Below are 22,351 nucleotides of genomic sequence, written 5' to 3'. Positions count from 1 at the left end.
TCATCGCGCGGCGGGCAGCGCCATGACGACGGTGCCGTCCCAGCGCACCAGCGGCAGCTTGGCTGCATCCCTGGCACCCGGCGTTGCAGGCGCAGGGGTGGCAGGGGTGGCGGCCGGCGCACGGGTCAGGTGCACTTCGCGCGGCACCGCATGGGCGTTGCCGCGCGCCTGCGCGAGCCATTGGGCGACCGTGGGCGCGGGCGCGCCGCGCAGCGAGACCGTGGCGGCGCCGTCGCCGCCGGCCGTCATGAGCTGTGCGTTGTTGGCGCCCAGGCCGTCGCGCACCGAGGTTTCGAGCGCGCGCAACGCGTCGTCGCGGTTCAGCCGCGGCTGCGACTGCAGCGCCTTGGCGCGGTTCTGCAAGGTGGTCATCTGCTGGAGCTGGGCGTCGAGCTGCGTGTGTTCGGCCGGGGCAGCGGCCAGGGTGCGCAACGCGGGTGCGAGCGCAATCCACCAGAGCAAGGCCAGTGCCACCAGCGTGACGGCGATGGCAACCATGCGGCGCTCGCGCGCATCGAGGGCGGCCCAGCGGGCCTTGAGTTGTTCGGTGACGTTCATCGGGCGGCCTCGGCCTGTGCCTGCACAAGGAGCAGGTCGCCTTCGGTGCGCACGCTGTAGCCGCGCGGCGCCATGGCGCTGGTGATCTGCGACACCTCCGAGGGCTGCAGCCCCAGGCCGCGCAGGCGCAACTGGCCGGCGCTGTAGTCGACGGCGCTGGGCACCTTGCCCGGCGGGAGGTTGGCGGCGAGCGCGCCGACCATGGGTTCGAAGTCGGTGCCGGCCACGTCGCCCACGGCCTGCTGCAGCGCCGCAACCTCGCGCTGCATCTGCAGCGGCGCGTCGATCACGATCTTCACCGAGGGGAATGTCTGGGTCAGCATGGTCTTGGCCGCCTGGCGCTTGGCGTCGAGCGCGTTGCGCTCCTTCCAGGCCCAGGCGTTCAGCCCGATGAGTTGCGTGATCAGCAGCGCCACCACGCCCCAGCGCGCAGCGCGCCATTCGGGGGCGTAGCGCAGCGTTTGCAGCACGGAGGCGAACTTCTTGCCGGCCCGTGCGCGGCCGGTGACGGCCAGGTCGAACTGCGCCAGCTCCCAGGGCGTGCGCGCGGCCTGCAGCCAGCGCTGCGGCGTCTGCACGATGGGCACGCGGCGCTCCAGCAGGTGCTCGGCCGCTTCGGCCACGGCGGGCTCGGTGGTGATGACGGCGGTGTCCAGCGGCAGGCCGTTCGACAGCGCCAGCCCTGCGCCGGCCAGCGGCAGCGAAACCACGCCGTCGGTGTCGCACACGGTGAGCCGGGGTGATTCGGGCTCGCCCGTGACCATCAACAGCGGCGGTGCGTCGGCCGGTTGCGGCGCGAACTCGGGAACGATGCGCACCACGCGCCGGCCCGCCGCTTCAAGGCCGTGCACCACGCTGCGCAGCCAGATGCGGTTGCAGGCCGCCACCCACACCGGCACGCCGGCCTTGGCGTCGGGTTCGAGCGCGAAGTGCAGGCTTTCGGGCTCGTCGAGCAGGTGCTCTTCGAGCAGGCCGTCGAGCACCGCGCGCAGCTTGGACGCGCTGCCCATGCTGCCCTTGGGCAGCGTGACGCGGTGCCATGACAGCGCCGTGGAAGGAATGCCGAGCATGACTTCGGTGCTCGAGGGCAGGAGCGCCAGCAGCGCGCGGCCTTGGTTGCGCAACGCAATGCCGTCGTCGCCTGCCTGGGCCCAGTCGTACTCGCCCGCGGCATCGGCCGGAGGGAGGGGGGCAAGGAGCAGCAGGGGGGTCATGTCAATGTTGGAAAAGCCGGTGATTGTAGGTGTGCGTCTGACAGTCGGGCGCTCTGTTTTCCATAGCGTACCGCCCAGATGTGACGCGCGTTAGAGGGCTTTTTGTTTACAAATAGCGCATCGAAATCAGGGTTTGACCGGAGTGTTCGTTGCGCCGGCGCCGCGGGTGCGCCAGATCGTCGTCACAGTGACACCGTTGCGCTGTAAGAGCGAGTGCTCTTCGACATAGGTGCGGTCCAGCCGCAGCCGGCCATACACCTCGAAGTAGCTGGTGCCCACGCCGTGCTGCGCCGAATTGAACGGCGCGCTGCCGCTGGGCAGCGCGGCATTGGCGGCGGCAATGTCCTTGAAGAAGCTGCGCGTGCGGCGCTCCACCAGCTGGCGTGCGCTGGCGATGTTGAGCGACTCCATGCTGGCGCTGATGGCCTCCGCGCTCGCGGTGTTCAGGTTGAGCGTGGTGCGCACCGGCAGGATGGTCACGTAGGGTTCGAGCGCCGTGGCGGTAGCGGGCGACAGGCCCAGCCACACCAGCTGCGACACCTCTTGCGGCATCAGCGGAGCGGCGCTGGCATCGCCGTCGCCGGTGGTGTTCAGCGCACGCACCAGGCCGCTGGTCATGCGCTCGAGTTCGGCCACTGGCAGCCCCAGCAGGTTGAACAACCTGGTGAAGGTGGCCACGCTTGCGGGAATCGGCTGGCCGGCGTCCACCAGCGACAGCACGTTGAGCTTGGACTGCGCGTCGATGATGCGGCCCGAAAGAAAGGCGTCGGGCAGGCCTTCCACGCTGTCGCTGGCCACGTTCTTCTCGGCCGACAGAAAGGTGGTGAGGCGCGCTTCCTCGAGCGGCACGGCCCAGGGCTCGGTCAGGTTGTCGGAGCCGCCGGCGCGGCCGTCTTCGCCCAGGATCAGGCGCGACCAGTCGAGCGCGCCGACCAGCACCCAGGCGGCCTGCACGCGCGCGCGCTCCGCGCTTTCGATCTCTGCGGCGCGCCATTGCTGCCAGAGCGCGCTGGCCGAGAAGGTGGCCACCAGCATCACGGTGAGCATGGCGGCGAGCAGGGCGGCGCCGCGCTGGCGCTGGCGGGGCGTCGTCTTCATGAGGACCTTGGCGCGCCGACGGTGGGGCGGACCCAGTCGCGCGTGAGCGTGCCGGAGAGCCCGTCGCCCGGCGGCAGGGTAATCACCAGGCGCACGCCGTCGGGCATGGCGACGACCGGGCCGGCGGGGTTGTTGGGGGTGGGCGCCACCGTGGGCAACTGGCTGGCGGGCACCCAGGTGTTCTCGCGGAAGAAGTAGAGCTGCCAACTGCTGGCGGGCACGAGCGTGACGTCGCTGTAGCCGCCCGCGGCACCCCCGTTTTGCGACCCGGCACCGCCGCCGCCGTCCTGCGACCAGGCGGCCGCCATGTTCCAGGCCTGCTGCCACTCGCCGCGCGTGCTGAACGACTGCGACTGCCAGCGCCGCCAGCGCACGCCGTCGGGGCCGGGCTTGAGCGTCCAGGCCACCACCAGCACCGAAGGCGTGGCGGCGTCGCTGCCGCGCCGTGTGAGCCGCAGCACGCGGCCGTCCCAGTCGATGGGGCGGGTCTGCGCCAGCGTGGTCACGGCGTCGAGGTCGGCGCCCCATTGCGCCAGCGTGGTCTGCAGCGTCAGCACGGCGTCGGCGCGCTGCTGGTTCTGCGTGGTGGCGCGCGACATGCTCTCCAGCCCGCGCCAGCTCACCAGCGACAGCAGCGCCATGACGGAAATCGCCACGAGCAGCTCGATCAGCGTGAAGCCGCGAGGCGCGGCCGACTTGGCGCGTGGCATCAGTAGCGCCCCACCACGGTGGAGATGCGCAGGATCGGCGCGTCGGTGTCGTCGCGCACCTGCACGTCGACACGGCGGAAGTTCGGGTTCAGCGTGGGAAAGGTGGAGGTGGTCACGTTGAACGACGCGCCGGCCTGCGGGCAGATCGAGCCCGAGTCGCCCACGGCCGGCATCTGCCGCGACAGGCGGGCCTTGGCCAGTTCGTTCTCCGCGCAGAGCTCGGCCAGCACCAGGTCGGACTGGCGCTGCGCATTGCGCGTGAGCGACAGGGTGGCCTGCGAGCCGGCGGCAAGTGCCAGCGCCACGATGCCCAGCGCGATCAGCACCTCGATGAGCGTGAAGCCGCGGTGGCGAAAAGAGGAAGCGCGTCGCCGGTTCATTGCACGGCGGAAACGGTGAAGGGGCGCAGCCCGTCGGTGGCGATGCGCAGCGTGCGCGCGGGCGGGCCGGCGGAATACAGCAGCACCTGCTGCGGCGCAATGATCGGATCAGGACCGAGCTGCAGGCTCGGCACCTGCGCGCCGTCGGCAAGCGATGCCTGCGCGGTGATGCCCTCTGAGGCCCAGTCGGTGGGCAGCGCGTCGGCCGGCAAACCGTCGAATGCGAAGCCGCCTTCGGTGAGGCGCCAGCGCACCACCACGCCACTGGCGCGCGACTGGGCGCGGGCCGATTCGAGCAGCGCCGCCAGGCGGTCGCCTTCTCGGTCGAGCTTGGCGGCGTTGGTGTCGCGCATCGCGAAGCTCACGGCGGCGGTGGCGATCGCAATGATCGCAATCACCACGATCAGCTCCAGCAGCGTGAAGCCGCGGGCCGAGCGAAGAGTCGGGTTGCAGCGCTTGCCGCACATGCAGCGCTTGAAGCGCTTGCAGTGGGGGCTGCTACTGCCAGCTGCCGATGTCGGCATTCTTGCCTTCGCCGCCGCTCTGGCCGTCGGCGCCGAACGAGAGCACGTCGATCTCGCCCTTGATGCCCGGGTTCATGTACTGGTACGGGTGGCCCCACGGGTCGTTGGGCATCTTCTCGACGTAGGGCTTCCAGTTGGGCGCGGCCGGGCCGGAGGTCGGGCGCGTCAGCAGCGCTTGCAGGCCTTGCTCGGCGGTGGGGTAGCGCTGGTTGTCCAGGCGGTACAGCTTGAGCGCCTGCATCAGGTTGTTGATGTCGGTGCGCGCGGCCGTCACGCGGGCGTCGTCGGCGCGCTCGATCACGTTCGGCACGATCAGCGCTGCCAGCACGCCGATGATGACGAGCACCACCATCAGTTCGATCAGCGTGAAGCCGCGTTGAGCGGTGCGGGTAGCGGCACGAAGGAATTTGTTCATAGGTTCGACGGACATGATTCGGAAAGCGCGCTGCATGATAATCCGCGCCCATGACAAGTCCTTACTCCGCTGCCCGCTGGCATGCCCCACTTGCAACGACGGGGCTTTGGGCGCTGGCCGCGGGCGCCGCGGTGTTCTGGGCGCTGCGCCTGGCCTCGCCTGCCGACATGGTCGCGGCGGCCGCGACGATGCCGCGGCCCTCGGTGGCGGCCGACACCGATGCCGTGGCGCGGTTGCTGGGCGTGCTGCCTGCGTCCAGCTCTGCGCCGGTGGCGCCCGAGGCGGCCGGCCGCTTCGCGTTGTCGGGCGTGGTGGCCGACCCGTCCAGGCAAGGCGCTGCGCTGATTGCCATCGACGGCAAACCGCCGCGCCCCTTCCGCGTGGGCTCCAAGGTCGGCGAAAGCTATGTGCTGCAGTCGGTGGGTTTGCGTTCGGCCACGCTCGGTGCGCAGGCCGATGGGCCGGCCGCGTTCACGCTGCAACTGCCGGTGCGCGCGCCGATCAGTGTGACGAGTGTTCCGGGGGCATCGCCGCCACCCGTGCCAATGTCGATGACTGCACCGTCGCCGGGCGAAGTGCCGCCAGCGATGATGCCGGCCATGATGGCGCCACCGCCGCAGGCGCCCGCGCCCGCACAGTAAGGCCAAGGGCCGAGGCGGGGCGTACGGCCCCGAAGATGCAAAGAAGCCGGCCCTGCGCCGGCTTCTGCTTTTTCAGGCCTGCAGGAACAGGCGGTACGCGGGGTTGGCGGTTTCCTCGACGCAGGGGTAGCCCAGCGTTTCGAGGAAGGCGTCGAACGCGGCGGACTCGCCGGCCGGCACCTGCAGCCCGACCAGGATGCGGCCGTAGTCGGCGCCTTGGTTGCGGTAGTGGAACAGGCTGATGTTCCAGTTGGGCTTCATCAGGCTCAGAAACTTCAGCAGCGCGCCCGGCCGCTCCGGGAACACGAAGCGCAGCAGGCGCTCGTCGTGCGCAAGGCCGCTGCGCCCACCCACCAGGTGGCGCAGGTGCTCCTTGGCCAGTTCATCGTGCGTGAGGTCGAGCGAGTCGAAGCCGTGTTCGTTGAAGGTCTGCGCGATGGTGGCCGACTCGCCGCGCTCCGACGTCGTGAGGCCGACGAACACATGGGCCTTGGCCGCGTCGCTGATGCGGTAGTTGAACTCGGTCACGTTGCGCGGCGCGCCGGTGGCCTCGGCGTCGCGTGCCGGCATTTCGCTCACCAGTTCGCAGAAGCGGCGAAAGCTGCCGCGCTCTTCGGGAATGGTGACCGCGAACAGCGCCTCGCGTTCCTCGCCGACCTCGGCGCGCTCCGCGACGAAACGCAGCCGGTCGAAGTTCATGTTGGCGCCGCACAGGATGGCCGCATAGGTCTCGCCCTGGCGGCCGTGCTGCGCCACGTATTGCTTGATGGCAGCCACAGCCAGCGCACCCGCCGGCTCGACGATGCCGCGCGTGTCCACGAAGATGTCCTTGATGGCCGCGCACACCGCGTCGGTGTCGACGGCGATGTAGTCGTCCACCAGGTTGCTGGCGATGCGGAAGGTTTCCTCGCCGACCAGCTTCACCGCGGTGCCGTCCGAGAACAGGCCGACGTCGGGCAGGTTCACGCGCCGGTGCGCCGCGACCGATTGCATCATGGCGTCGGAGTCGTTCATCTGCACGCCGATGACCTTGATCTCCGGGCGCACGGCCTTGATGTAGTTGGCCACGCCTGAGATCAGGCCGCCACCGCCGATCGCCACGAACACGGCGTCGAGCGGGCCCTGATGCTGCCGCAGGATTTCCATCGCGATGGTGCCCTGGCCCGCGATGACGTCGGGGTCGTCGAAGGGATGCACGAAGGTCAGGTTTTGCTGCGCCTGCAATTCGAGTGCGTGCAGATAGGCGTCTGAATAACTGTCGCCATGCAGCACGATTTCGCCGCCGAAACCGCGCACTGCATCGATCTTCAATTTCGGTGTAGTCACCGGCATCACGACAACGGCACGCGTGCCGAGTTTGCGTGCGCCCAATGCAACGCCTTGCGCGTGATTGCCTGCGGAAGCGCAAATCACACCGCTTGCCAATTGCTCGGCACTCAGGTGCGCCATCTTGTTATAGGCGCCGCGCAGCTTGAAGCTGAATACCGGTTGTTGGTCTTCGCGCTTGAGCAAAACAGTGTTGCCAAGACGCGCGCTGAGTGCGCGCGCCGTATCGAGCGCGGACTCGACGGCAACGTCGTAGACCCGGGCGTTCAAAATTTTTCTGAGATAGTCAGCGGGCGTAAGTGCCGCAGTAACAGGTGCATCGCCCACGATTTTTTCCAAGGGAGTTTTCATTTGCTAACTGTCGATGATAAGAGGCATCGGGATTGCATGCGGGTATGACATGGACACAAATGTCATAAACCTCTTCAATAAATCCCCAGCTGCAAACGATTCGGGTTTTTTTGAACGCGCCTATCCCGCGATTCATGCGCCCGCTCACAAAATTACGATTGAGCAAAAACTGTTATCAATTTCTGTCAGTGATCTTTCGAAAGGACTGATGCAGGCGGAGGCCGCGCGCGTTCAGCGAAAAGAAATTGGCCGGCCCACATGGCAGGTGATGGGCAACAGATTGCGTGCGCACATCGTTCCGTTGCTGGGCGATGTGCAGGCGCAGTTGTTCTCGACGGCCGATGCGCAGCGCCTCATCGATCACCTGGGCGCGCATGGCTTCAGCAGCACGACGATCGCGCAGTACCTGGTGCTGTTGCGCAAGGTGGTGATGCATGGCGTTCACACCGGCGTGCTGCGCGACGCGCCTGCGTTTCCGAAGGTGAAGGTGCGCAGCCAGCCGCGCGGCAGCTTCAGCGTGGCCGAGTACCGGACCATCGTGGGTGCCGCGCGCAGCCTGCGTGGGCATGCGCATCCGGTGCTCGACAAGTTGAGTGCCGGCGAGCGTTTCTGGATTGCGCGCGAACTGCTTGTGATGCCCGATGAACTGCCGTGGCTGATTCGCTGGATGGTGAACACCTTTGTGCGTCCGAGCGACATCAAGCTCATGAAGCACAAGCACATCGAGGTGGTGCGCGGCAAGCATGTGTACCTGCGCATGAACCTGCCCGAAACCAAGCGGCACAGCCAGCCCATCGTGAGCCTGCGTCCGGCCGTGCGGGTTTATGAATGTTTGCTCGCTTACCGCGGCACGCATGGATTTGGTGGCGCGGAAGACTACATCTTCATGCCGCACCTGAAGAACCGGGAGCACGCGCTGGCGGTGCTCAACTTCTTCTTTCACTGGGTGCTCGAAAAGACGGGGCTCGCAAAGGGGCCGCTGGGCCAATCGAGAACGCTGTACTGCCTGCGCCATACCGCCATCACATTGCGGCTCTTGTATGGACAGGGAATCGACATGCTGACCTTGGCACGCAATGCGCGAACGAGCGTCAACATGGTCGAACGTTTCTACGCGTCGGTGCTGAGCGGAGAAATGAATGTGGGGCTGCTGCAGAGCAGGCGTGGCCGGGCAAGTTGAGAAAGCACAAAAAGCCGCCCGGCTTGCACCGGGCGACTTGAGGCTTTGCTGATGCGAACTGGCGTGAGCCAGCATCGGGATCAAACGAAGATCAGAACGCGTGACGGATACCGAAGTCGTAGCCCGTCGAGGTCTTCGGGGTGAACACGCTGGTGCCTGCGTTGTAGAAAGCCGGGCCGCCCACGGTCAGCGCGGCGCCGTTCTTGTTGCTCACGCGTGCCACCGTGGCGTACAGCGCGGTGCGCTTCGACAGGTTGTGCACGTAGCCGAGAGCCAGCTTGTTGGCCTTGGGGTCGCGGCGGTTGCTGACAAACGGAAGGTTTTCGTCAGCCTTGCCAGCAGAGTACGACGCTCTGATCAGGCCAGCGCCGACCGGCACGGTCACGCCCAACAGATAGCCAGTCAAATCCGTGTCGGAAAGAGCGCCGACGATGGGGGTGATTTCGTAGTCGCGCGACTCCTTGGTGCGAGAGTACTCACCGAAGAGTTTCACGGGACCGAAGTCGTACGAGGCACCCAAGTTGAAGGTCTTCACCGCGTCGGTGATGCCTGCGTAGTACTGGTCTCCGACCGTGCTGTTGCCGTAGCCCAGCGCGATATCCAAAGGACCGTTGGCGTAGCCAAAGCGGCCACCGATGTAACGGCCAGTACGCGAATTGTCCGGCTTGTTTGGCGTGTAGGTGCCTTGGTCGTACTTGGTTTGCTCGCTGAAAGCGTACATCACCTGACCATAGAAGCCGCCCAAATTCGGCGGCAGGAAATAGCCGATCGAATTGCTTGCGCGTACATAGCTCTGGTTACCGATGCTGTTGTTGGCCGTACTGATCAGGTTGGTGCCAACGCCGTTGGTGCCGAACGGATCGAACACGGTGTCGTTCCAGAAGGTGGGCGTGTAGTCGCGACCCAGGCGAACTTCACCGAAACCACCGGACAGGCTCACGGTCGAACGACGAGCGAATGTCGAGACGCCGGTGGCGCCGTCGTCATTGGTGATGGGGGCTTCGAGCCAGAAGCTGGCTGCCAGACCGCCACCGAGGTCTTCGGTGCCACGGAAGCCCAGGCGGCTCGAGTTGTAGCCAGAATTGCCCAAGACAGTGCGACTGACTTTGACGCTGCCTTGGTTTCTGTAGAACGAATTGCTGGCATTCAGGTCTCGCGAGGTGGACGAGTAGCTGCTGATCGATGCGTCGACCACACCGAACAGAGTGACGGACGACTGAGCCGAGGCAACACCGGCGACAGCCAGGGCAGCCAGAGCAGCTGCCCTTTTCGGCGCGCGCACTAGAGTGGCGCCGCCGGTTGTTCGCGTCCCGGAAAGAAAAAAGCCCCGAGCTTTGCAGCTCGGGGCTAAATCCACCAATTGGAAGGGTGGAGGAGACAACTGGCTGCGCACTGTGAGGTGCGCAATGAAATAAAGTATATCGACTGTTTGTTGCGTTGCAACAAGCGAGTGACGCTTTTCCCACACACAAACGGATGTTGATGTGCATTTTTGCCCGACATCCCTCTCCGGAGCCCCGAAAAACCATGGAATGCACAGTAAGTTGGACCGGCGACGCCGGCACGCGATCGGCCATGGGCTTTGTTGCCGAAACCGGCAGCGGCCATGTGCTGATGATGGACGGCGCGCCCGACGCCTCGAAACCCGAGAACGGCGGCCAGAACCTGGCGGCGCGACCGATGGAGACCGTGCTGGCGGGCACGGGCGGCTGCACGGCCTATGACGTCGTGCTCATCCTGAAGCGGGGGCGCCATCGCGTCGAGCGCTGCAGCGTCAAGCTGACCAGTGAACGGGCTGAAAAGGATCCGAAGGTGTTTACCAAGATCCACATGCATTTCACGGTCGCGGGCAAGGGCATCCCGGCATCCGCGGTGGAACGCGCGGTTGCGTTGAGCCACGAGACCTATTGCTCGGCCAGCATCATGTTGGCGAAGATGGCTCAAATCACCACCAGTTTCGAGCTCGTCGAAACCTGATTTCGCCTGCCTAGATGCGGTGCGCCAGCGTGGTCATCACGCGAGAAGCGATGCGCATCAGGGCCTTGGCCGGCGGCGGGAGTTCTGCGGCGCCTGCGTCGATGGCCTGCGCCGCATGGCGGGCCTCGTCGGTCTTCATTTGCTCGACCACCGCCCTGGAGGCGGTGTCCGCAGCCGGAAGACGGTCCAGATGGTTGGCGAGGTGGGCTTCCACCTGGCGCTCTGTTTCAGCCACAAACCCCAGACTCAACGGGTCGCCCAGTCGCCCAGCGACCAGCCCAAGACCGAAAGCCCCCGCGTACCAGAGCGGGTTCAGTGCAGAAGCTCTGGCGCCCAGTTCGTCCAGTCGCTGGCGTGTCCAGGCCAGGTGATCGGTTTCCTCATGCGCTGCTTCGATGAAATGGGCGCGCAGAGCGGTGTCGCGCGTCACGGCGGCCTGGGCCGTATAGAGCGCCTGGGCGCAAACCTCCCCTACATGGTTCACACGCATCAGCGCGCCGGCCTCGCGACGCTCCTTTTCTGTCATTTCACTGGGAGGCTGCGAAGGCGCGGGTATGGCCCGGGTTGCGTGAGGGCGCGCAAAAAGGGTGCGCAGAGCCGCGTCCGTCGCGGTCAAAACAGAGTCGAGCGTGGGCGTCATGCGTTCATTTGAACGCACACCGCAAATCACCTGCTTGAGCGTTGTCATATTTCATATGGTGGTGCATGAGTGCCAAAGTCCTGTGTTGCAGGTGTGCAACGAAACGCGCGGACCAGCCAACTTTTCGGGCGATTTGTTTTGCCCTGCCGCAGCAGCTCTGGTGCAATAGCAACAACTTCCCAAAAGGAGGTTGGCCCGGGGTCCGGTGGGAGCACAAAGTGCCAGTCACAGTGAGCCCTTCGCACCGGAGCCCTATGTTTAACCTTGGAGAAACTTGCAATGAAAAAATCTCTAGTTGCTCTGGCTGCCCTGGCTGTTGCCGGTGTTGCCTCGGCTCAGTCGTCCGTCACTCTGTTCGGTGTGGTCGACGCGTCGATCAGCGGCTACTCGGCTACCTCGCGTGACAACCGCGCGACCGTGTTCCCGAATCAGTTCGGCATCCCCACGTACCTGAACCGTGGTTCGGTCAAGACCAGCAGCACGCAGCTGGCCAACTCGGGCTACAACTCGAGCCGCATCGGCTTCCGTGGTACGGAAGACCTCGGCGGTGGCCTGGCAGCCAGCTTCTGGCTCGAAGCCCCGATCTCCAATGACGACGGCCAAACCGGTATCTCGACGTTCCAACGTCGTTCGACCGTGAGCCTGTCGGGTGGTTTCGGTGAAGTTCGCCTGGGTCGTGACTACACCCCGACCTTCTGGAACGACACCGTGTTCGATCCGTTCGGCACCAACGGCGTTGGCACCAACCTGATCTTCACGGCTAACAACCTGAACGGCAACTTCCTGCCGACCGCAGCTGCTACCCCTGGCGTTGCCCGCATCCCTAACGTGAGCGGCAACAACACGACTCGCGCTAGCAACACCATCGGCTACTTCCTGCCGCCGAACCTTGGTGGTTTCTACGGCCAAGTGATGTACGGTTTCAGCGAGCAAACCAAGTACGACAACGGCACGTTCACGCCTAACGTTGCGAACAACTCGCGCGCTGGCCGTTACGTCGGTGGTCGTTTCGGTTACGCCAATGGCCCGCTGGACATCGCTGCTTCTTACGGCAGCAGCACCGTTGGCGACCAGTACTACGTTGGCACGACCAACAAGGTCAACACTGCAAACCTCGGCGCTTCGTATGACTTCGGTCCCGTGAAGCTCTTCGGTGAAGTGTCGAAGTCCAAGAACAAGGTTGACTACGAAGTGACGCCTTTCGGCGGCGGCACTCCTGATATCGACCTGACCGGCTACCTGCTCGGCGTGACCGTGCCGGTCGGTGCTGGCCTGATCCGTGCTTCGTACTCGCATGTCAAGTACGACCTGAACACGGTCAACACCAACCCGTTCCTTGCTAACAATAACAGCAACGATCCCAAGGCTAACAAGCTGGCTATCGGCTACGTGCACAACCTGTCGAAGCGCACGGCTCTGTACGCAACGATCGCTCGCGTCAGCAACAAGAACGGCGCTGGCCTTCTTGCCAATGGCGGCCCGGCCTTCTACAACACGCCTGCTGGCGTGTTCACCCCGAAGAGCTCCACCGGCTACGACTTCGGCATTCGCCACGCTTTCTAATTTGACGCTGGCGTAAGCCAGCTTCGAATCAAAAGCTCAAGAAGCCACTCGACGCAAGTCGAGTGGCTTTTTTCGTTCTGCCGCCATCGCCGCGCGCCCTGTTGGCAAAGAGCACCATTTGCGTGCACCCCCGGGGAACCCCCGAGCAGGCACGTACCTTGCACTGCTAGCATGACCGATCACTTTGTTTGCTGAATGATTGCCTTCGTACTGCGCCGCCTGATCCAGGCCGTGATCGTGATGATCGCGGTTGCGTTCATTGCCTTCCTCCTTTTCCAATATGTCGGCGACCCCGTCGTGTTCCTGCTGGGACAAGACGCTAAGCCTGACCAGATACGCGAATTACGCGCCTCATTGGGGCTCGACCAGCCCTTCTTCGTGCAGTTCTGGCACTTCCTGGTGAATGCCGCACAGGGAGAGTTCGGCCTGAGCCTGCGTCAAGGCGCGAAAGTGTCTCGCCTGATCGGCGAACGCTTCCCCGCCACGCTGGAGCTCGCGCTCGTGGCCGCCGTGCTCGCGCTGTTCATCGGCATTCCGATGGGCGTGTACACCGCGCTGCGCCGCGGCACTTTCATGAGCCAGGTGTTCATGACCGTGTCGCTGCTCGGCGTGTCGCTGCCCACCTTTCTCATCGGCATCCTGCTGATCCTGGTGTTCGCGGTCACGCTGGGCTGGTTTCCCAGTTTCGGGCGCGGCGAGACGGTGAGCTTCGGCTGGTGGACCAGCGGCCTGTTCCGTGTCGACGGCTGGCATCACATCGTGCTGCCGGCGGTCACGCTGGCGATCTTCCAGCTCACGCTCATCATGCGGCTGGTGCGCGCCGAGATGCTCGAAGTGCTGCGCACCGACTACATCAAGTTCGCGCGTGCACGCGGCCTGTCCAACCGGGCCATCCACTTCGGCCATGCGCTCAAGAACACGCTGGTGCCGGTGATGACCATCACCGGCCTGCAGCTCGGCGGCCTGATCGCCTTTGCCATCATCACCGAGTCGGTGTTCCAGTGGCCGGGCATGGGCCTGCTGTTCATCCAGGCCGTGACCTTCGCCGACATTCCGGTGATGGCGGCCTACCTTTGCCTCATTGCCCTGATCTTCGTGGTGATCAATCTCGTGGTCGACCTGCTGTACTTCGTGGTCGATCCGCGTCTGCGCGTTGGCAAGGCAGGAGGGCACTGAGATGACGACGGCAGCGACCACAGCCGAAGAGCCGCGCCTGCGGGCGTCCGGGCGTGCGTTTGCGCACATCGCCAGTTTCTATCCGCAGATCGAGGCCTTTCGCCGCGACCTGCACGCGCACCCCGAGCTAGGCTTCGAAGAGGTCTACACCTCGGGGCGCGTGCGCGAGGCGCTGCGTGCCTGCGGTGTCGACGAGATTCACGAAGGCATCGGCAAGACCGGCGTGGTGGGCATCGTGCGCGGCCGCTCGACGGCCAGCGGCCGCATGATCGGCCTGCGCGCCGACATGGACGCGCTGCCCATGCGCGAGGACAACGACTTCGGCTGGCGCTCCGCCAAGGAAGGCCTCATGCACGGCTGCGGCCACGACGGCCACACCGCCATGCTGGTGGGTGCCGCGCGCTACCTTGCCGAGACGCGCGACTTCGACGGCACGGCCGTGCTGATCTTCCAGCCCGGCGAAGAAGGCTTTGCCGGCGCCCGCGTGATGATCGAGGACGGCCTGTTCGACCGCTTCCCCGTGAACGCCGTCTACGCCATGCACAACTGGCCCGCCATGCCGGCCGGCACCGTGGGCATCAACCGCGGCGCCATGATGGCCGCGGCCGACCGCATCACGATCCACATCAAGGGCAAGGGCGGCCACGGCGCGCACGCGTACCAGACTGTCGATCCGGTGATCGTCGCGGCGCACATCATCACCGCGGCCCAGACCGTCGTTTCGCGCAACGTGCGCCCCATCGACGCCGCCGTGCTCAGCATCTGCGCGATGCAGGCGGGCGACCTTGGTGCGATGAGCGTGGTGCCCGGCGAGGCCACGCTGGTCGGCACCGTGCGCACCTTCAGCGCGCGCGTGCAGGCGCAGGTCGAGCAGCGGCTGAACGAGCTGTGCACGGCCATTGCGTCGGGCTTCGGCGCCACCGCCACCATCGACTATGAGCGTATCTACCCCGCCACCATCAACACCGCGCCCGAGGCCATGTTCGCGGCCGACGTGGCCGAGTCTCTGGTGGGCGCGAAGAACGTAGACCGCAACATGGAGCCCAGCATGGGCGCCGAAGACTTCTCCTTCATGCTGCAGAAGAAAGCCGGCGCCTACCTGCGCATCGGCCAGAACGTGCACAACGGCGCGTACCTGCACAACAGCCGTTACGACTTCAATGACGAGATCCTGCCGCTCGGCGCCGCGCTGCATGCCGGCCTGGTCGAGCAGGGCATGCCGCTTGCCGCTACCCGCGGTGCGCAGCCAGGCAAAGCAGCCGCCACCGCGGCGACGTGATGTGTTCGATTTCAACCCGAGGAGTGTCCCGATGAGTTTCTTCAAGAAGAATGTGGCTGCGGCCGCCGTTTTGTGCGCCCTGAGCGCCATCAGCATGGTCGCCGGCGCGCAGACCATTCGCGTTGCGAACCAGGGCGATGCGCTGTCGCTCGATCCGCACTCGCTGAACGAGTCGCTGCAGCTGAGCACCACGGCCAACGTGTATGAAACCCTGGTCGGACGCAACAAGGACCTGAGCGTTGCACCGCTGCTGGCCACCAGCTGGAAGCAGACCTCGCCCACCGTGTGGCGCTTCGAACTGCGCAAGAACGTGCAGTTCCATGACGGCACGCCGTTCAACGCCGACGACGTCATCTTCAGCTTTGCGCGCGCCTCGGGCGACGGCTCGGACATGAAGTCGAACACCACCGACATCAAGGAAGTACGCAAGGTCGATCCGTACACCATCGAGATCGAAACCAAGGGCCCGTTCCCCATCCTGCCCGACGTCATCACGCAGCTCATGATCATGAGCAAGAAGTGGTGCGAAGAAAACAAGGCCGTCACGCCCGTGGACCGCCGCAAGGGCATCGAGAACACCGCCTCCTTCAAGGCCAACGGCACCGGCCCGTACCGCGTGCGCGAGCGCCAGCCCAACGTGCGCACCGTGTTCACGCGCAACCCGACCTACTGGGGCAAGATCGAAGGCAACGCGCAAGAGATCATCTTCACGCCCATTGCCAACCCCGCCACGCGCGTGGCCGCACTCATCTCCGGTGAAGTCGACGTGATGGAGCCCGTGCCGGTGCAGGACATCGCCCGCGTCAACGCCAGCCCCACGGCCCGCGTCATTGCCGGCCCCGAGCTGCGCACCATCTTCCTGGGCATGGACCAGAAGCGCGACGAGCTGCTCTACTCCAGCGTGAAGGGCAAGAACCCGTTCAAGGACAAGCGCGTGCGCCAGGCCTTCTACCAAGCCATCGACATCGTCGGCATTCAACGCACCGTGATGCGCGGCGCCTCGCGCCCCACCGGCCTGATGGTCGGCCCCGGCATCAACGGCTGGACCGAAGCGCAGGACAAGCGCCTGCCGCTGGACGTGGAAGGCGCCAAGAAGCTGCTGGCCGAGGCCGGCTACCCGAACGGCTTCGAAGTGACCATGAACTGCCCGAACGACCGCTACGTGAACGACGGGCAAATCTGCCAGAGCGTGGCGTCCAACCTCGCAAAGATCGGCGTCAAGATCAACCTGGCGGCCGAGACCAAGGGCACCTACTTCCCCAAGGTGCTGCGCCGCGACACCAGCTTCTACATGCTGGGCTGGACACCGACCACCTACGACTCGCACAACGCGCTGACCGCGCTGATGGCCTGCCCCGACGACAAGACCGGCGCCGGCCAGTTCAACCTGGGCGCGTACTGCAATCCGAAGGTCGACGAGCTGACCAAGAAGATCCAGTCGGAAACCGACAAGACCAAGCGCGACGCGATGATCAAGGAAGCCTTCGACCTGCACACCGCGGACATCGGCCACCTGCCGCTGCACCAGCAAACGCTGGCGTGGGGCGTCAGCAAGAAGGTGTCGCTCACGCAGATGGCCGACAACTACATGCCGTTCAAGTGGATGAGCATCAAGCCGTGATCCCCCAGGGCCGCTCACCGAGCGGCCCGACCATGGGCCCGCTTCTTGCGGGCCCATTCCTTTTTGCCTCACGATGAAAAAAACACTAGCCCGTTGGCTCGACAGCGATGTCGGCTACAGCTTCCGCACTTCGCCGGTGGCGATCGCGGCGGCGCTCATTGCGCTGGTCTGCGTCATCTGCGCGTTGTTCGCCGGATGGGTCTCCCCGCACAACCCCTTCGACCTTGCCGTGCTCGAACTCAACGACGCGCGGCTGCCGCCGGCGTGGAGCCCTGAAGGCTCTTCCAAATACCTGCTCGGCACCGACGACCAGGGCCGCGACATTCTCTCGGCCGTGATCTACGGCGCACGCATCTCGCTGATCGTCGGCCTGGTGTCTGTGGCGCTGTCGCTGGTGGTGGGTGTGCTGCTCGGCCTGCTGGCCGGTTTCTTCGGCGGCTGGCTCGACTCGTTCCTCATGCGCGTGTGCGACGTGATGCTGTCGTTCCCGCCCATTCTGGTGGCGCTGCTCATCTCCGGCGTGGGCCGTGCGCTGTTTCCCGGCGCGCACGAGTCGCTGGCCTTCGGCGTGCTGATCATTTCCATCTCGCTGACCGGCTGGGTGCAGTACGCGCGCACGGTGCGCGGCTCCACACTGGTCGAGCGCAACAAGGAATACGTGCAGGCCGCGCGCGTCACCGGCGTGGCGCCCACGCGCATCATGCTGCGCCACGTGCTGCCCAACGTGATGGGGCCGGTGATGGTGCTGGCCACCATTCAGGTGGCCACGGCCATCATCACCGAGGCCACGCTGTCGTTCCTCGGTGTCGGCGTGCCGCCCACGTCGCCTTCGCTGGGCACGCTCATCAGCATCGGCAACCAGTACCTGTTCTCGGGCGAATGGTGGATCACGGTGTTTCCCGGCCTGATGCTGGTGCTCATTGCACTCAGCGTGAACCTGCTGGGCGACTGGCTGCGCGACGCGCTCAACCCGCGCCTGCGCTGAACACAAGGAGAACGCCACCATGACGCTGCTCCAGGTCAAAGACCTCGTTGTCGAATTTCCCCACCGCCGCGGCACGCTGCGCGCGCTCGACCGCATTTCGTTCGACATCGCACCCGGAGAAATCCTGGGCGTGGTGGGCGAGTCGGGTGCCGGCAAGTCGCTCACGGGCGCGGCCATCATCGGCCTGCTGGAGCCACCGGGCCGCGTGGCCAGCGGCGAGATCGTGCTGGACGGACAGCGCATCGACAACCTCGGTTTCGATGCGATGCGCCCGATTCGCGGGCGCAAGATCGGCGCCATCTTTCAAGACCCGCTGACCTCGCTGAACCCGCTCTACACAGTCGGCCGCCAGCTGGTGGAAACTATTCGCGCCCACCTGCCGGTGACCGAGTCCGAAGCCCGCAAGCGCGCCATCGGGCTGCTCCAGGACACAGGCATTCCGGCCGCCGAACAGCGCATCGACCACTTTCCGCACCAGTTCTCCGGCGGCATGCGCCAGCGTGTGGTGATTGCACTGGCGCTGGCGGCCGAGCCCAAGCTCATCGTGGCCGACGAGCCGACCACCGCGCTCGACGTGTCGATCCAGGCGCAGATCATTCAGTTGCTCAAGCGCATCTGCAAGGAGCGCGGCGCGGCGGTGATGCTCATCACGCACGACATGGGCGTGATCGCCGAAACCTGCGACCGCGTGGCCGTGATGTACGCGGGCCGCATCACCGAAATCGGCCCGGTGCACGAGGTGATTCACCAGCCCGCGCACCCCTACACCTCGGGCCTGATGGCGTCGATTCCCGACATGACCAGCGACCGCGAGCGGCTCAACCAGATCGACGGCGCCATGCCGCGGCTCAATGCCATTCCCACGGGCTGCGCCTACAACCCGCGCTGCCCGCGCACCTTTGCCCGTTGCCTGACCGAGCGCCCAGAACTCATGCACGCCGGTGCCACGCGCGCGGCCTGCTGGCTGCACGATGGCGCCGACCCGCACACGGGGCAGGCCGAGATCGCGGCCAAACACCATGACGCCCTTGCGGCCGGCGAGCGCGCCGCGCCCGAGGCGTCCGAACCCATCGTGGAGATGACGCGATGAGCGCCGTGACCGAACCCCGCACCGCCACGACAGCCACCACGGGCAGCGGCTCCGAACCTCTGGTGGTGGCGCACGACCTCGCGCGCACCTTCGACGTGTCGCCGCCCTGGCTCAACCGCGTGCTCGAACGCAAGCCGCGCGTGCTGCTGCATGCGGTGGACGGCGTGAGCTTTTCCATCGAGCGCGGCAAGACGCTGGCGCTGGTGGGCGAATCGGGCTGCGGCAAGAGCACCGTGGCGCGGCTGCTGGTGGGCCTGTATGCGCCCACGCGCGGCGGGCTGCAGTTCGACGGGCAGGACGCCCACGCCGCCTTCAAGACGCCCGAAGGCCGCCAGCTGCGCCGCCGCATCCAGATGATCTTTCAGGACCCGTACGCGAGCCTGAACCCGCGCTGGATCGTGGAAGACATCATCGGCGAGCCACTGCGCGAGCACGGCATCCTGAGCGAGAAGGCCGCGCTGCGCGAACGCGTGGGCGAACTGCTGAAGTCGGTGGGCCTGTCGCCACTGGACATGAGCAAGTACCCGCACCAGTTCTCGGGCGGCCAGCGCCAGCGCATCTCGATTGCCCGCGCGCTTGCCACGCAGCCCGAGTTTCTGGTGTGCGACGAGCCCACCTCCGCGCTCGACGTGAGCGTGCAGGCACAGGTGCTCAACATCATGAAGGACCTGCAGCGCGAGCAGGGCCTGACCTATCTCTTCATCTCGCACAACCTCGCGGTGGTGCGCCACGTGGCCGACCAGGTGGGCGTGATGTACCTGGGCCGGCTGGTCGAGGTGTCGGACAAGCACAAGCTGTTCGCCGAGCCGCAGCACCCGTACACGCGGATGCTGCTGGACGCCATTCCGCAGATGAAGCACACGGGCCGCGCGCGCACGCCAGTGCAGGGCGAGGTGCCCAACCCGCTGAACCCGCCTGCCGGTTGCGCCTTTCATCCGCGCTGCCCGCATGCCAATGCGCGCTGCTCGGCGGAGCGGCCCAAGCTGCAGAGCATCGCGGGCGTGCAGGTGGCCTGCCACGCGGTCGAAGAGGGGCGCATCTAGGACCGGTTCTTGCGCTGCGCCAGTGCGCGCCATTCAACGCGCGACTTCTGAAAAAGTGTGCGCAAAGGCACCGCCTGGCGACGAGAACTGCTGCAGAGTGCCGCCATGCCAATGACGACCACGCTTGCAACTTCCGAACTGGGCCGCCGCGGCTTCCTGATGGGCACTGCCCTGGGTGCCACTGCCGTGCTGGCTTCCCTGGCCTGTACCGTGCAGGCAGCCGGTGCGGCCGCGGCCATGAGTGCCAGGCGCATGCCGGTCGTCTTCATCGGCCACGGCACGCCGATGAACGCCATTGCCGACAACGCCTTCACGCGCCGCCTGTCGGCCTGGGGCCGGGAGCTGCCACGGCCGACGGCCATCCTCAGCGTGTCGGCGCACTGGCTCAGCCGTGGCGCCACCGGCGTTGGCATTCAGAGCAACCCGAAGACGATCCACGATTTCGGCGGCTTCCCGCAGGCGCTGTTCGACGTGCAATACCCCGCGCCCGGGCATCCGGCGCTGGCGCGTGAAACCGTCGGCGCGGTGAAGCAATCGCCCGTGATCGCCACCGACCAGTGGGGCCTGGACCACGGCACGTGGTCGGTGCTCAAGCACCTGTACCCCAAGGCCGATGTGCCCGTGTTCCAGCTGAGCATCGATTTCGACAAACCCGCCGCCTTCCACTACGCCGTGGGCCGCGACCTGGCCGCGCTGCGCGACAAGGGCGTGCTGGTGATGGGCAGCGGCAACGTGGTGCACAACCTGCGCGCCACCGACCGCGGCACGCCCGACGGACCGAGCGCGAGCCGGCCCTGGGCGCAGTCGTTCGACGATGCGGTGAAGTCCGCGCTGGCGGGGCGCGACGACCGGGCATTGGTCGACTACGCCAGGCTGGAAGGCGCATCGACCGCGGTGGCGATGCCCGACCACTACTACCCCTTCCTCTATGCCCTGGGCGCCGCCGGCAGCAGCGAGCGGGTGAAGACGGTGTACGAGGGGTTCCAGTCGGGCACGCTCAGCATGCGTTGTCTGCAGTTCGGCTGAGCGCCCGGCTGAACAGGGGGCTTACTGCTCCTCGCCCCAGGCGAAGCCGTCGCGCGCAATCATCGCGCTCGACGCGCTCGGGCCCCAGGTGCCGGCCGCGTAGGGACGCGGGCCGCCGTCGGACTCCCAGCTCTCGATCAGCGGCTCGACCCAGCGCCAGGCCTCTTCCTGCTCGTCGCTGCGCACGAACAGGTTGAGCCTGCCGTCGATCACGTCGAGCAGCAGGCGCTCGTAGGCGCCCACGCGCTCGGAGCCGAAGCGCTTGTCGAAGTCCAGGTCGAGCTGCACCGGCGCGAGTTGCGTGGCCGCGCTCTGCGTGCCGTTGGTGCGCTGGCGGTTGTCCTGTGCCTGCGCGAGCATGTGCAGTTCCAGGCCGTCCTTGGGCTGCAGGTTGATCACCAGCTTGTTGACGTTGCCGGCCGGTGCGCGGTAGATGGCATGCGGCGTGGGGCGAAAGTTGACTTCGATGCGCGCGTCGCGCGAGGCCAGGCGCTTGCCAGTGCGAATGTAGAAGGGCACGCCGGCCCAGCGCCAGTTGGCGATTTCGGTGCGCAGCGCCACAAAGGTTTCGGTGCGGCTGTCGGGCGGCACGCCGGCCTCGTCCCGGTAGCCCGGCACGCGCTCGCCGTAGGCCGTGCCGGCCGTGTACTGGCCGCGCACCGCGTGCAGGCTCAGGCTCTCTGCCGTCCAGGGCTTCAGCGCGCGCAGCACTTTCAGTTTTTCGTCGCGAATGGCGTCAGCGTGCGCGTTGATGGGTGGCTCCATGGCCACGGCGCACAGCAGCTGCAGCGCGTGGTTCTGCACCATGTCGCGCAGCGCGCCGGTCTGGTCGTAGAAGGCGCCGCGCTTTTCCACGCCCAGGTCTTCGGCGATGGTGATCTGGATGTTGGCGATGTGCTCGCGGCGCCAGATGGGCTCGAACAGCGCATTGCCGAAGCGCATCGCAAACAGGTTCTGCACCGAAGGCTTGCCGAGGTAATGGTCGATGCGAAAGACCTGCTTTTCCTCGAGCACCTTGCTCACCGCGGCGTTGATGGCGCGGTTGGAGGCCAGGTCGTGGCCCAGCGGCTTTTCCAGCACGATGCGCGTGCTCGGCCCGTTCAGGCCGGCCGCGGCAATCTGCTCGACCACCTGCGTGAAGAGGGCGGGCGCGGTGGCCACGTACATCACCACGGTCTTGGCGTCGCGCTGCTTGAGCAGCTCGGCCAGGCGCGCATAGTCGTCGGGCTTGGACAAGTCCATGCGCAGGTAATGCAGCATCGACGCGAACTTCTTGAACTCTTCGGGCGACGGCCGCTTGGAGCCCTCGACCGCGCTGAAGCGCGACTGGATGAGTTCGCGGTACTGGTCGTCGGAGTGATCGTCCCGCGCCACCCCGATGATGCGACCGTCTTGCGGCAGGCTGCCGTGCCGGAATGCCTGAAACAGCGCGGGCATCAGCTTGCGCCAGGCGAGGTCGCCAGTACCGCCGAACAGAACGAGATCGAAGCTCATGAAAAAACTTTCCTTTGTCTGAATGCCCAGCAGGCCGCAGGCCGGGTGCAGCCGCGATGG

Annotated in this window: 22 protein-coding genes; 11 read left to right on the top strand and 11 right to left on the bottom strand. The window is 66.0% G+C overall.

The window, feature by feature from the left end; genetic code table 11:
* The 7 genes from gspM to gspG form a co-directional block, all read right to left on the bottom strand.
* Entirely contained in the window at positions 1-558 is a 558-nt protein-coding gene (gene gspM, locus VLK31_RS04165) for a type II secretion system protein GspM (RefSeq protein WP_409167094.1), read from the bottom strand.
* Positions 555-1,772 (bottom strand): type II secretion system protein GspL, encoded by a 1,218-nt coding sequence (gspL, locus tag VLK31_RS04160; RefSeq protein ID WP_409167093.1) that lies wholly within the window; start codon positions 1,770-1,772, stop codon positions 555-557. The genes gspM and gspL overlap by 4 nt, the downstream gene beginning before the upstream one ends.
* A gap of 126 nt (positions 1,773-1,898) precedes the next feature.
* A complete protein-coding gene (gspK, locus tag VLK31_RS04155; protein ID WP_409167092.1) occupies positions 1,899-2,870 on the bottom strand; it encodes a type II secretion system minor pseudopilin GspK in 972 nt (323 codons plus the stop codon).
* Positions 2,867-3,580, bottom strand: a complete 714-nt coding sequence (locus VLK31_RS04150) for a type II secretion system protein J (protein ID WP_409167091.1) — start codon at positions 3,578-3,580, stop codon at positions 2,867-2,869. Before VLK31_RS04150 ends, gspK begins: the two co-directional genes overlap by 4 nt.
* A complete protein-coding gene (gene gspI, locus VLK31_RS04145) occupies positions 3,580-3,960 on the bottom strand; it encodes a type II secretion system minor pseudopilin GspI (RefSeq protein WP_409167090.1) in 381 nt (126 codons plus the stop codon). Before gspI ends, VLK31_RS04150 begins: the two co-directional genes overlap by 1 nt.
* Entirely contained in the window at positions 3,957-4,484 is a 528-nt protein-coding gene (locus tag VLK31_RS04140; protein ID WP_409167089.1) for a prepilin-type N-terminal cleavage/methylation domain-containing protein, read from the bottom strand. Before VLK31_RS04140 ends, gspI begins: the two co-directional genes overlap by 4 nt.
* Positions 4,459-4,899 (bottom strand): type II secretion system major pseudopilin GspG, encoded by a 441-nt coding sequence (gspG, locus tag VLK31_RS04135; protein ID WP_409167088.1) that lies wholly within the window; start codon positions 4,897-4,899, stop codon positions 4,459-4,461. The genes VLK31_RS04140 and gspG overlap by 26 nt, the downstream gene beginning before the upstream one ends.
* Positions 4,900-4,949: 50 nt before the next feature.
* Here gspG and VLK31_RS04130 point away from each other — a divergent pair, with 50 nt between their 5' ends.
* Positions 4,950-5,540 (top strand): hypothetical protein, encoded by a 591-nt coding sequence (locus VLK31_RS04130; protein ID WP_409167087.1) that lies wholly within the window; start codon positions 4,950-4,952, stop codon positions 5,538-5,540.
* Between the two features lie 72 nt (positions 5,541-5,612).
* Here the strand turns inward: VLK31_RS04130 and ilvA are convergent, their stop codons facing one another.
* The gene (gene ilvA, locus VLK31_RS04125) at positions 5,613-7,217 is read right to left on the bottom strand and encodes a threonine ammonia-lyase, biosynthetic (protein WP_409167086.1); all 1,605 of its coding nucleotides are present in this window, start codon (positions 7,215-7,217) and stop codon (positions 5,613-5,615) included.
* 49 nt (positions 7,218-7,266) lie between these two features.
* Here ilvA and VLK31_RS04120 point away from each other — a divergent pair, with 49 nt between their 5' ends.
* Positions 7,267-8,397 carry a hypothetical protein gene (locus tag VLK31_RS04120; protein WP_409167085.1) on the top strand — a complete coding sequence of 377 codons (1,131 nt, stop codon included), beginning with the start codon at positions 7,267-7,269 and terminating at the stop codon, positions 8,395-8,397.
* A gap of 91 nt (positions 8,398-8,488) precedes the next feature.
* Here the strand turns inward: VLK31_RS04120 and VLK31_RS04115 are convergent, their stop codons facing one another.
* Complete coding sequence (locus VLK31_RS04115; RefSeq protein ID WP_409167363.1) at positions 8,489-9,652, bottom strand: porin; 1,164 nt, start codon at positions 9,650-9,652, stop codon at positions 8,489-8,491.
* A gap of 272 nt (positions 9,653-9,924) precedes the next feature.
* On the opposite strand from VLK31_RS04115, the gene VLK31_RS04110 reads away from it, so the two are divergent.
* Entirely contained in the window at positions 9,925-10,374 is a 450-nt protein-coding gene (locus VLK31_RS04110; RefSeq protein WP_409167084.1) for an OsmC family protein, read from the top strand.
* A 10-nt stretch (positions 10,375-10,384) separates the two neighbouring features.
* On the opposite strand, the gene coq7 is transcribed toward VLK31_RS04110, so the two are convergent.
* A complete protein-coding gene (gene coq7, locus VLK31_RS04105) occupies positions 10,385-11,014 on the bottom strand; it encodes a 2-polyprenyl-3-methyl-6-methoxy-1,4-benzoquinone monooxygenase (RefSeq protein ID WP_409167362.1) in 630 nt (209 codons plus the stop codon).
* Between the two features lie 279 nt (positions 11,015-11,293).
* Between coq7 and VLK31_RS04100 the strand changes: the two genes are divergently transcribed.
* From VLK31_RS04100 to ygiD, 8 genes are all read left to right on the top strand, one after another.
* Positions 11,294-12,577: a porin gene (locus tag VLK31_RS04100; protein ID WP_409167083.1), complete on the top strand. Its 1,284-nt coding sequence runs from the start codon at positions 11,294-11,296 to the stop codon at positions 12,575-12,577.
* Between the two features lie 195 nt (positions 12,578-12,772).
* Entirely contained in the window at positions 12,773-13,753 is a 981-nt protein-coding gene (locus VLK31_RS04095) for an ABC transporter permease (protein WP_409167082.1), read from the top strand.
* A 1-nt stretch (position 13,754) separates the two neighbouring features.
* On the top strand, positions 13,755-15,032 hold the full coding sequence (locus tag VLK31_RS04090) for a M20 aminoacylase family protein (RefSeq protein ID WP_409167081.1): 1,278 nt from the start codon (positions 13,755-13,757) through the stop codon (positions 15,030-15,032).
* Positions 15,033-15,063: 31 nt separating this feature from the next.
* The gene (locus VLK31_RS04085; protein WP_409167080.1) at positions 15,064-16,653 is read left to right on the top strand and encodes an ABC transporter substrate-binding protein; all 1,590 of its coding nucleotides are present in this window, start codon (positions 15,064-15,066) and stop codon (positions 16,651-16,653) included.
* A 73-nt stretch (positions 16,654-16,726) separates the two neighbouring features.
* Entirely contained in the window at positions 16,727-17,638 is a 912-nt protein-coding gene (locus VLK31_RS04080) for an ABC transporter permease (protein WP_409167079.1), read from the top strand.
* 19 nt (positions 17,639-17,657) lie between these two features.
* A complete protein-coding gene (locus VLK31_RS04075; RefSeq protein WP_409167078.1) occupies positions 17,658-18,728 on the top strand; it encodes an ABC transporter ATP-binding protein in 1,071 nt (356 codons plus the stop codon).
* Positions 18,725-19,771 (top strand): ABC transporter ATP-binding protein, encoded by a 1,047-nt coding sequence (locus VLK31_RS04070; protein ID WP_409167077.1) that lies wholly within the window; start codon positions 18,725-18,727, stop codon positions 19,769-19,771. Before VLK31_RS04075 ends, VLK31_RS04070 begins: the two co-directional genes overlap by 4 nt.
* A gap of 105 nt (positions 19,772-19,876) precedes the next feature.
* Positions 19,877-20,797, top strand: a complete 921-nt coding sequence (gene ygiD / locus VLK31_RS04065; protein WP_409167076.1) for a 4,5-DOPA dioxygenase extradiol — start codon at positions 19,877-19,879, stop codon at positions 20,795-20,797.
* 21 nt (positions 20,798-20,818) lie between these two features.
* Here the strand turns inward: ygiD and zwf are convergent, their stop codons facing one another.
* Positions 20,819-22,291 carry a glucose-6-phosphate dehydrogenase gene (gene zwf, locus VLK31_RS04060; RefSeq protein ID WP_409167075.1) on the bottom strand — a complete coding sequence of 491 codons (1,473 nt, stop codon included), beginning with the start codon at positions 22,289-22,291 and terminating at the stop codon, positions 20,819-20,821.
* Positions 22,292-22,351: the final 60 nt, after the last annotated feature.

The organism is Variovorax sp. H27-G14, assembly GCF_046156345.1.
Taxonomy (GTDB): domain Bacteria; phylum Pseudomonadota; class Gammaproteobacteria; order Burkholderiales; family Burkholderiaceae_C; genus Variovorax.
Note: the sequence above shows the minus strand (reverse complement) of the source record. Positions and strands in the feature narration are given on the sequence as shown.

What these genes read in the sequence shown, in the direction of transcription:
- gspM (WP_409167094.1), bottom strand. Translation starts at nt 558, where the DNA reads ATGAACGTCACCGAACAACTCAAGGCCCGCTGGGCCGCCCTCGATGCG.
- gspL (WP_409167093.1), bottom strand. Translation starts at nt 1,772, where the DNA reads ATGACCCCCCTGCTGCTCCTTGCCCCCCTCCCTCCGGCCGATGCCGCG.
- gspK (WP_409167092.1), bottom strand. Translation starts at nt 2,870, where the DNA reads ATGAAGACGACGCCCCGCCAGCGCCAGCGCGGCGCCGCCCTGCTCGCC.
- VLK31_RS04150 (WP_409167091.1), bottom strand. Translation starts at nt 3,580, where the DNA reads ATGCCACGCGCCAAGTCGGCCGCGCCTCGCGGCTTCACGCTGATCGAG.
- gspI (WP_409167090.1), bottom strand. Translation starts at nt 3,960, where the DNA reads ATGAACCGGCGACGCGCTTCCTCTTTTCGCCACCGCGGCTTCACGCTC.
- VLK31_RS04140 (WP_409167089.1), bottom strand. Translation starts at nt 4,484, where the DNA reads ATGCCGACATCGGCAGCTGGCAGTAGCAGCCCCCACTGCAAGCGCTTC.
- gspG (WP_409167088.1), bottom strand. Translation starts at nt 4,899, where the DNA reads ATGAACAAATTCCTTCGTGCCGCTACCCGCACCGCTCAACGCGGCTTC.
- VLK31_RS04130 (WP_409167087.1), top strand. Translation starts at nt 4,950, where the DNA reads ATGACAAGTCCTTACTCCGCTGCCCGCTGGCATGCCCCACTTGCAACG.
- ilvA (WP_409167086.1), bottom strand. Translation starts at nt 7,217, where the DNA reads ATGAAAACTCCCTTGGAAAAAATCGTGGGCGATGCACCTGTTACTGCG.
- VLK31_RS04120 (WP_409167085.1), top strand. Translation starts at nt 7,267, where the DNA reads ATGGACACAAATGTCATAAACCTCTTCAATAAATCCCCAGCTGCAAAC.
- VLK31_RS04110 (WP_409167084.1), top strand. Translation starts at nt 9,925, where the DNA reads ATGGAATGCACAGTAAGTTGGACCGGCGACGCCGGCACGCGATCGGCC.
- coq7 (WP_409167362.1), bottom strand. Translation starts at nt 11,014, where the DNA reads ATGACGCCCACGCTCGACTCTGTTTTGACCGCGACGGACGCGGCTCTG.
- VLK31_RS04100 (WP_409167083.1), top strand. Translation starts at nt 11,294, where the DNA reads ATGAAAAAATCTCTAGTTGCTCTGGCTGCCCTGGCTGTTGCCGGTGTT.
- VLK31_RS04095 (WP_409167082.1), top strand. Translation starts at nt 12,773, where the DNA reads ATGATTGCCTTCGTACTGCGCCGCCTGATCCAGGCCGTGATCGTGATG.
- VLK31_RS04090 (WP_409167081.1), top strand. Translation starts at nt 13,755, where the DNA reads ATGACGACGGCAGCGACCACAGCCGAAGAGCCGCGCCTGCGGGCGTCC.
- VLK31_RS04085 (WP_409167080.1), top strand. Translation starts at nt 15,064, where the DNA reads ATGAGTTTCTTCAAGAAGAATGTGGCTGCGGCCGCCGTTTTGTGCGCC.
- VLK31_RS04080 (WP_409167079.1), top strand. Translation starts at nt 16,727, where the DNA reads ATGAAAAAAACACTAGCCCGTTGGCTCGACAGCGATGTCGGCTACAGC.
- VLK31_RS04075 (WP_409167078.1), top strand. Translation starts at nt 17,658, where the DNA reads ATGACGCTGCTCCAGGTCAAAGACCTCGTTGTCGAATTTCCCCACCGC.
- VLK31_RS04070 (WP_409167077.1), top strand. Translation starts at nt 18,725, where the DNA reads ATGAGCGCCGTGACCGAACCCCGCACCGCCACGACAGCCACCACGGGC.
- ygiD (WP_409167076.1), top strand. Translation starts at nt 19,877, where the DNA reads ATGCCAATGACGACCACGCTTGCAACTTCCGAACTGGGCCGCCGCGGC.
- zwf (WP_409167075.1), bottom strand. Translation starts at nt 22,291, where the DNA reads ATGAGCTTCGATCTCGTTCTGTTCGGCGGTACTGGCGACCTCGCCTGG.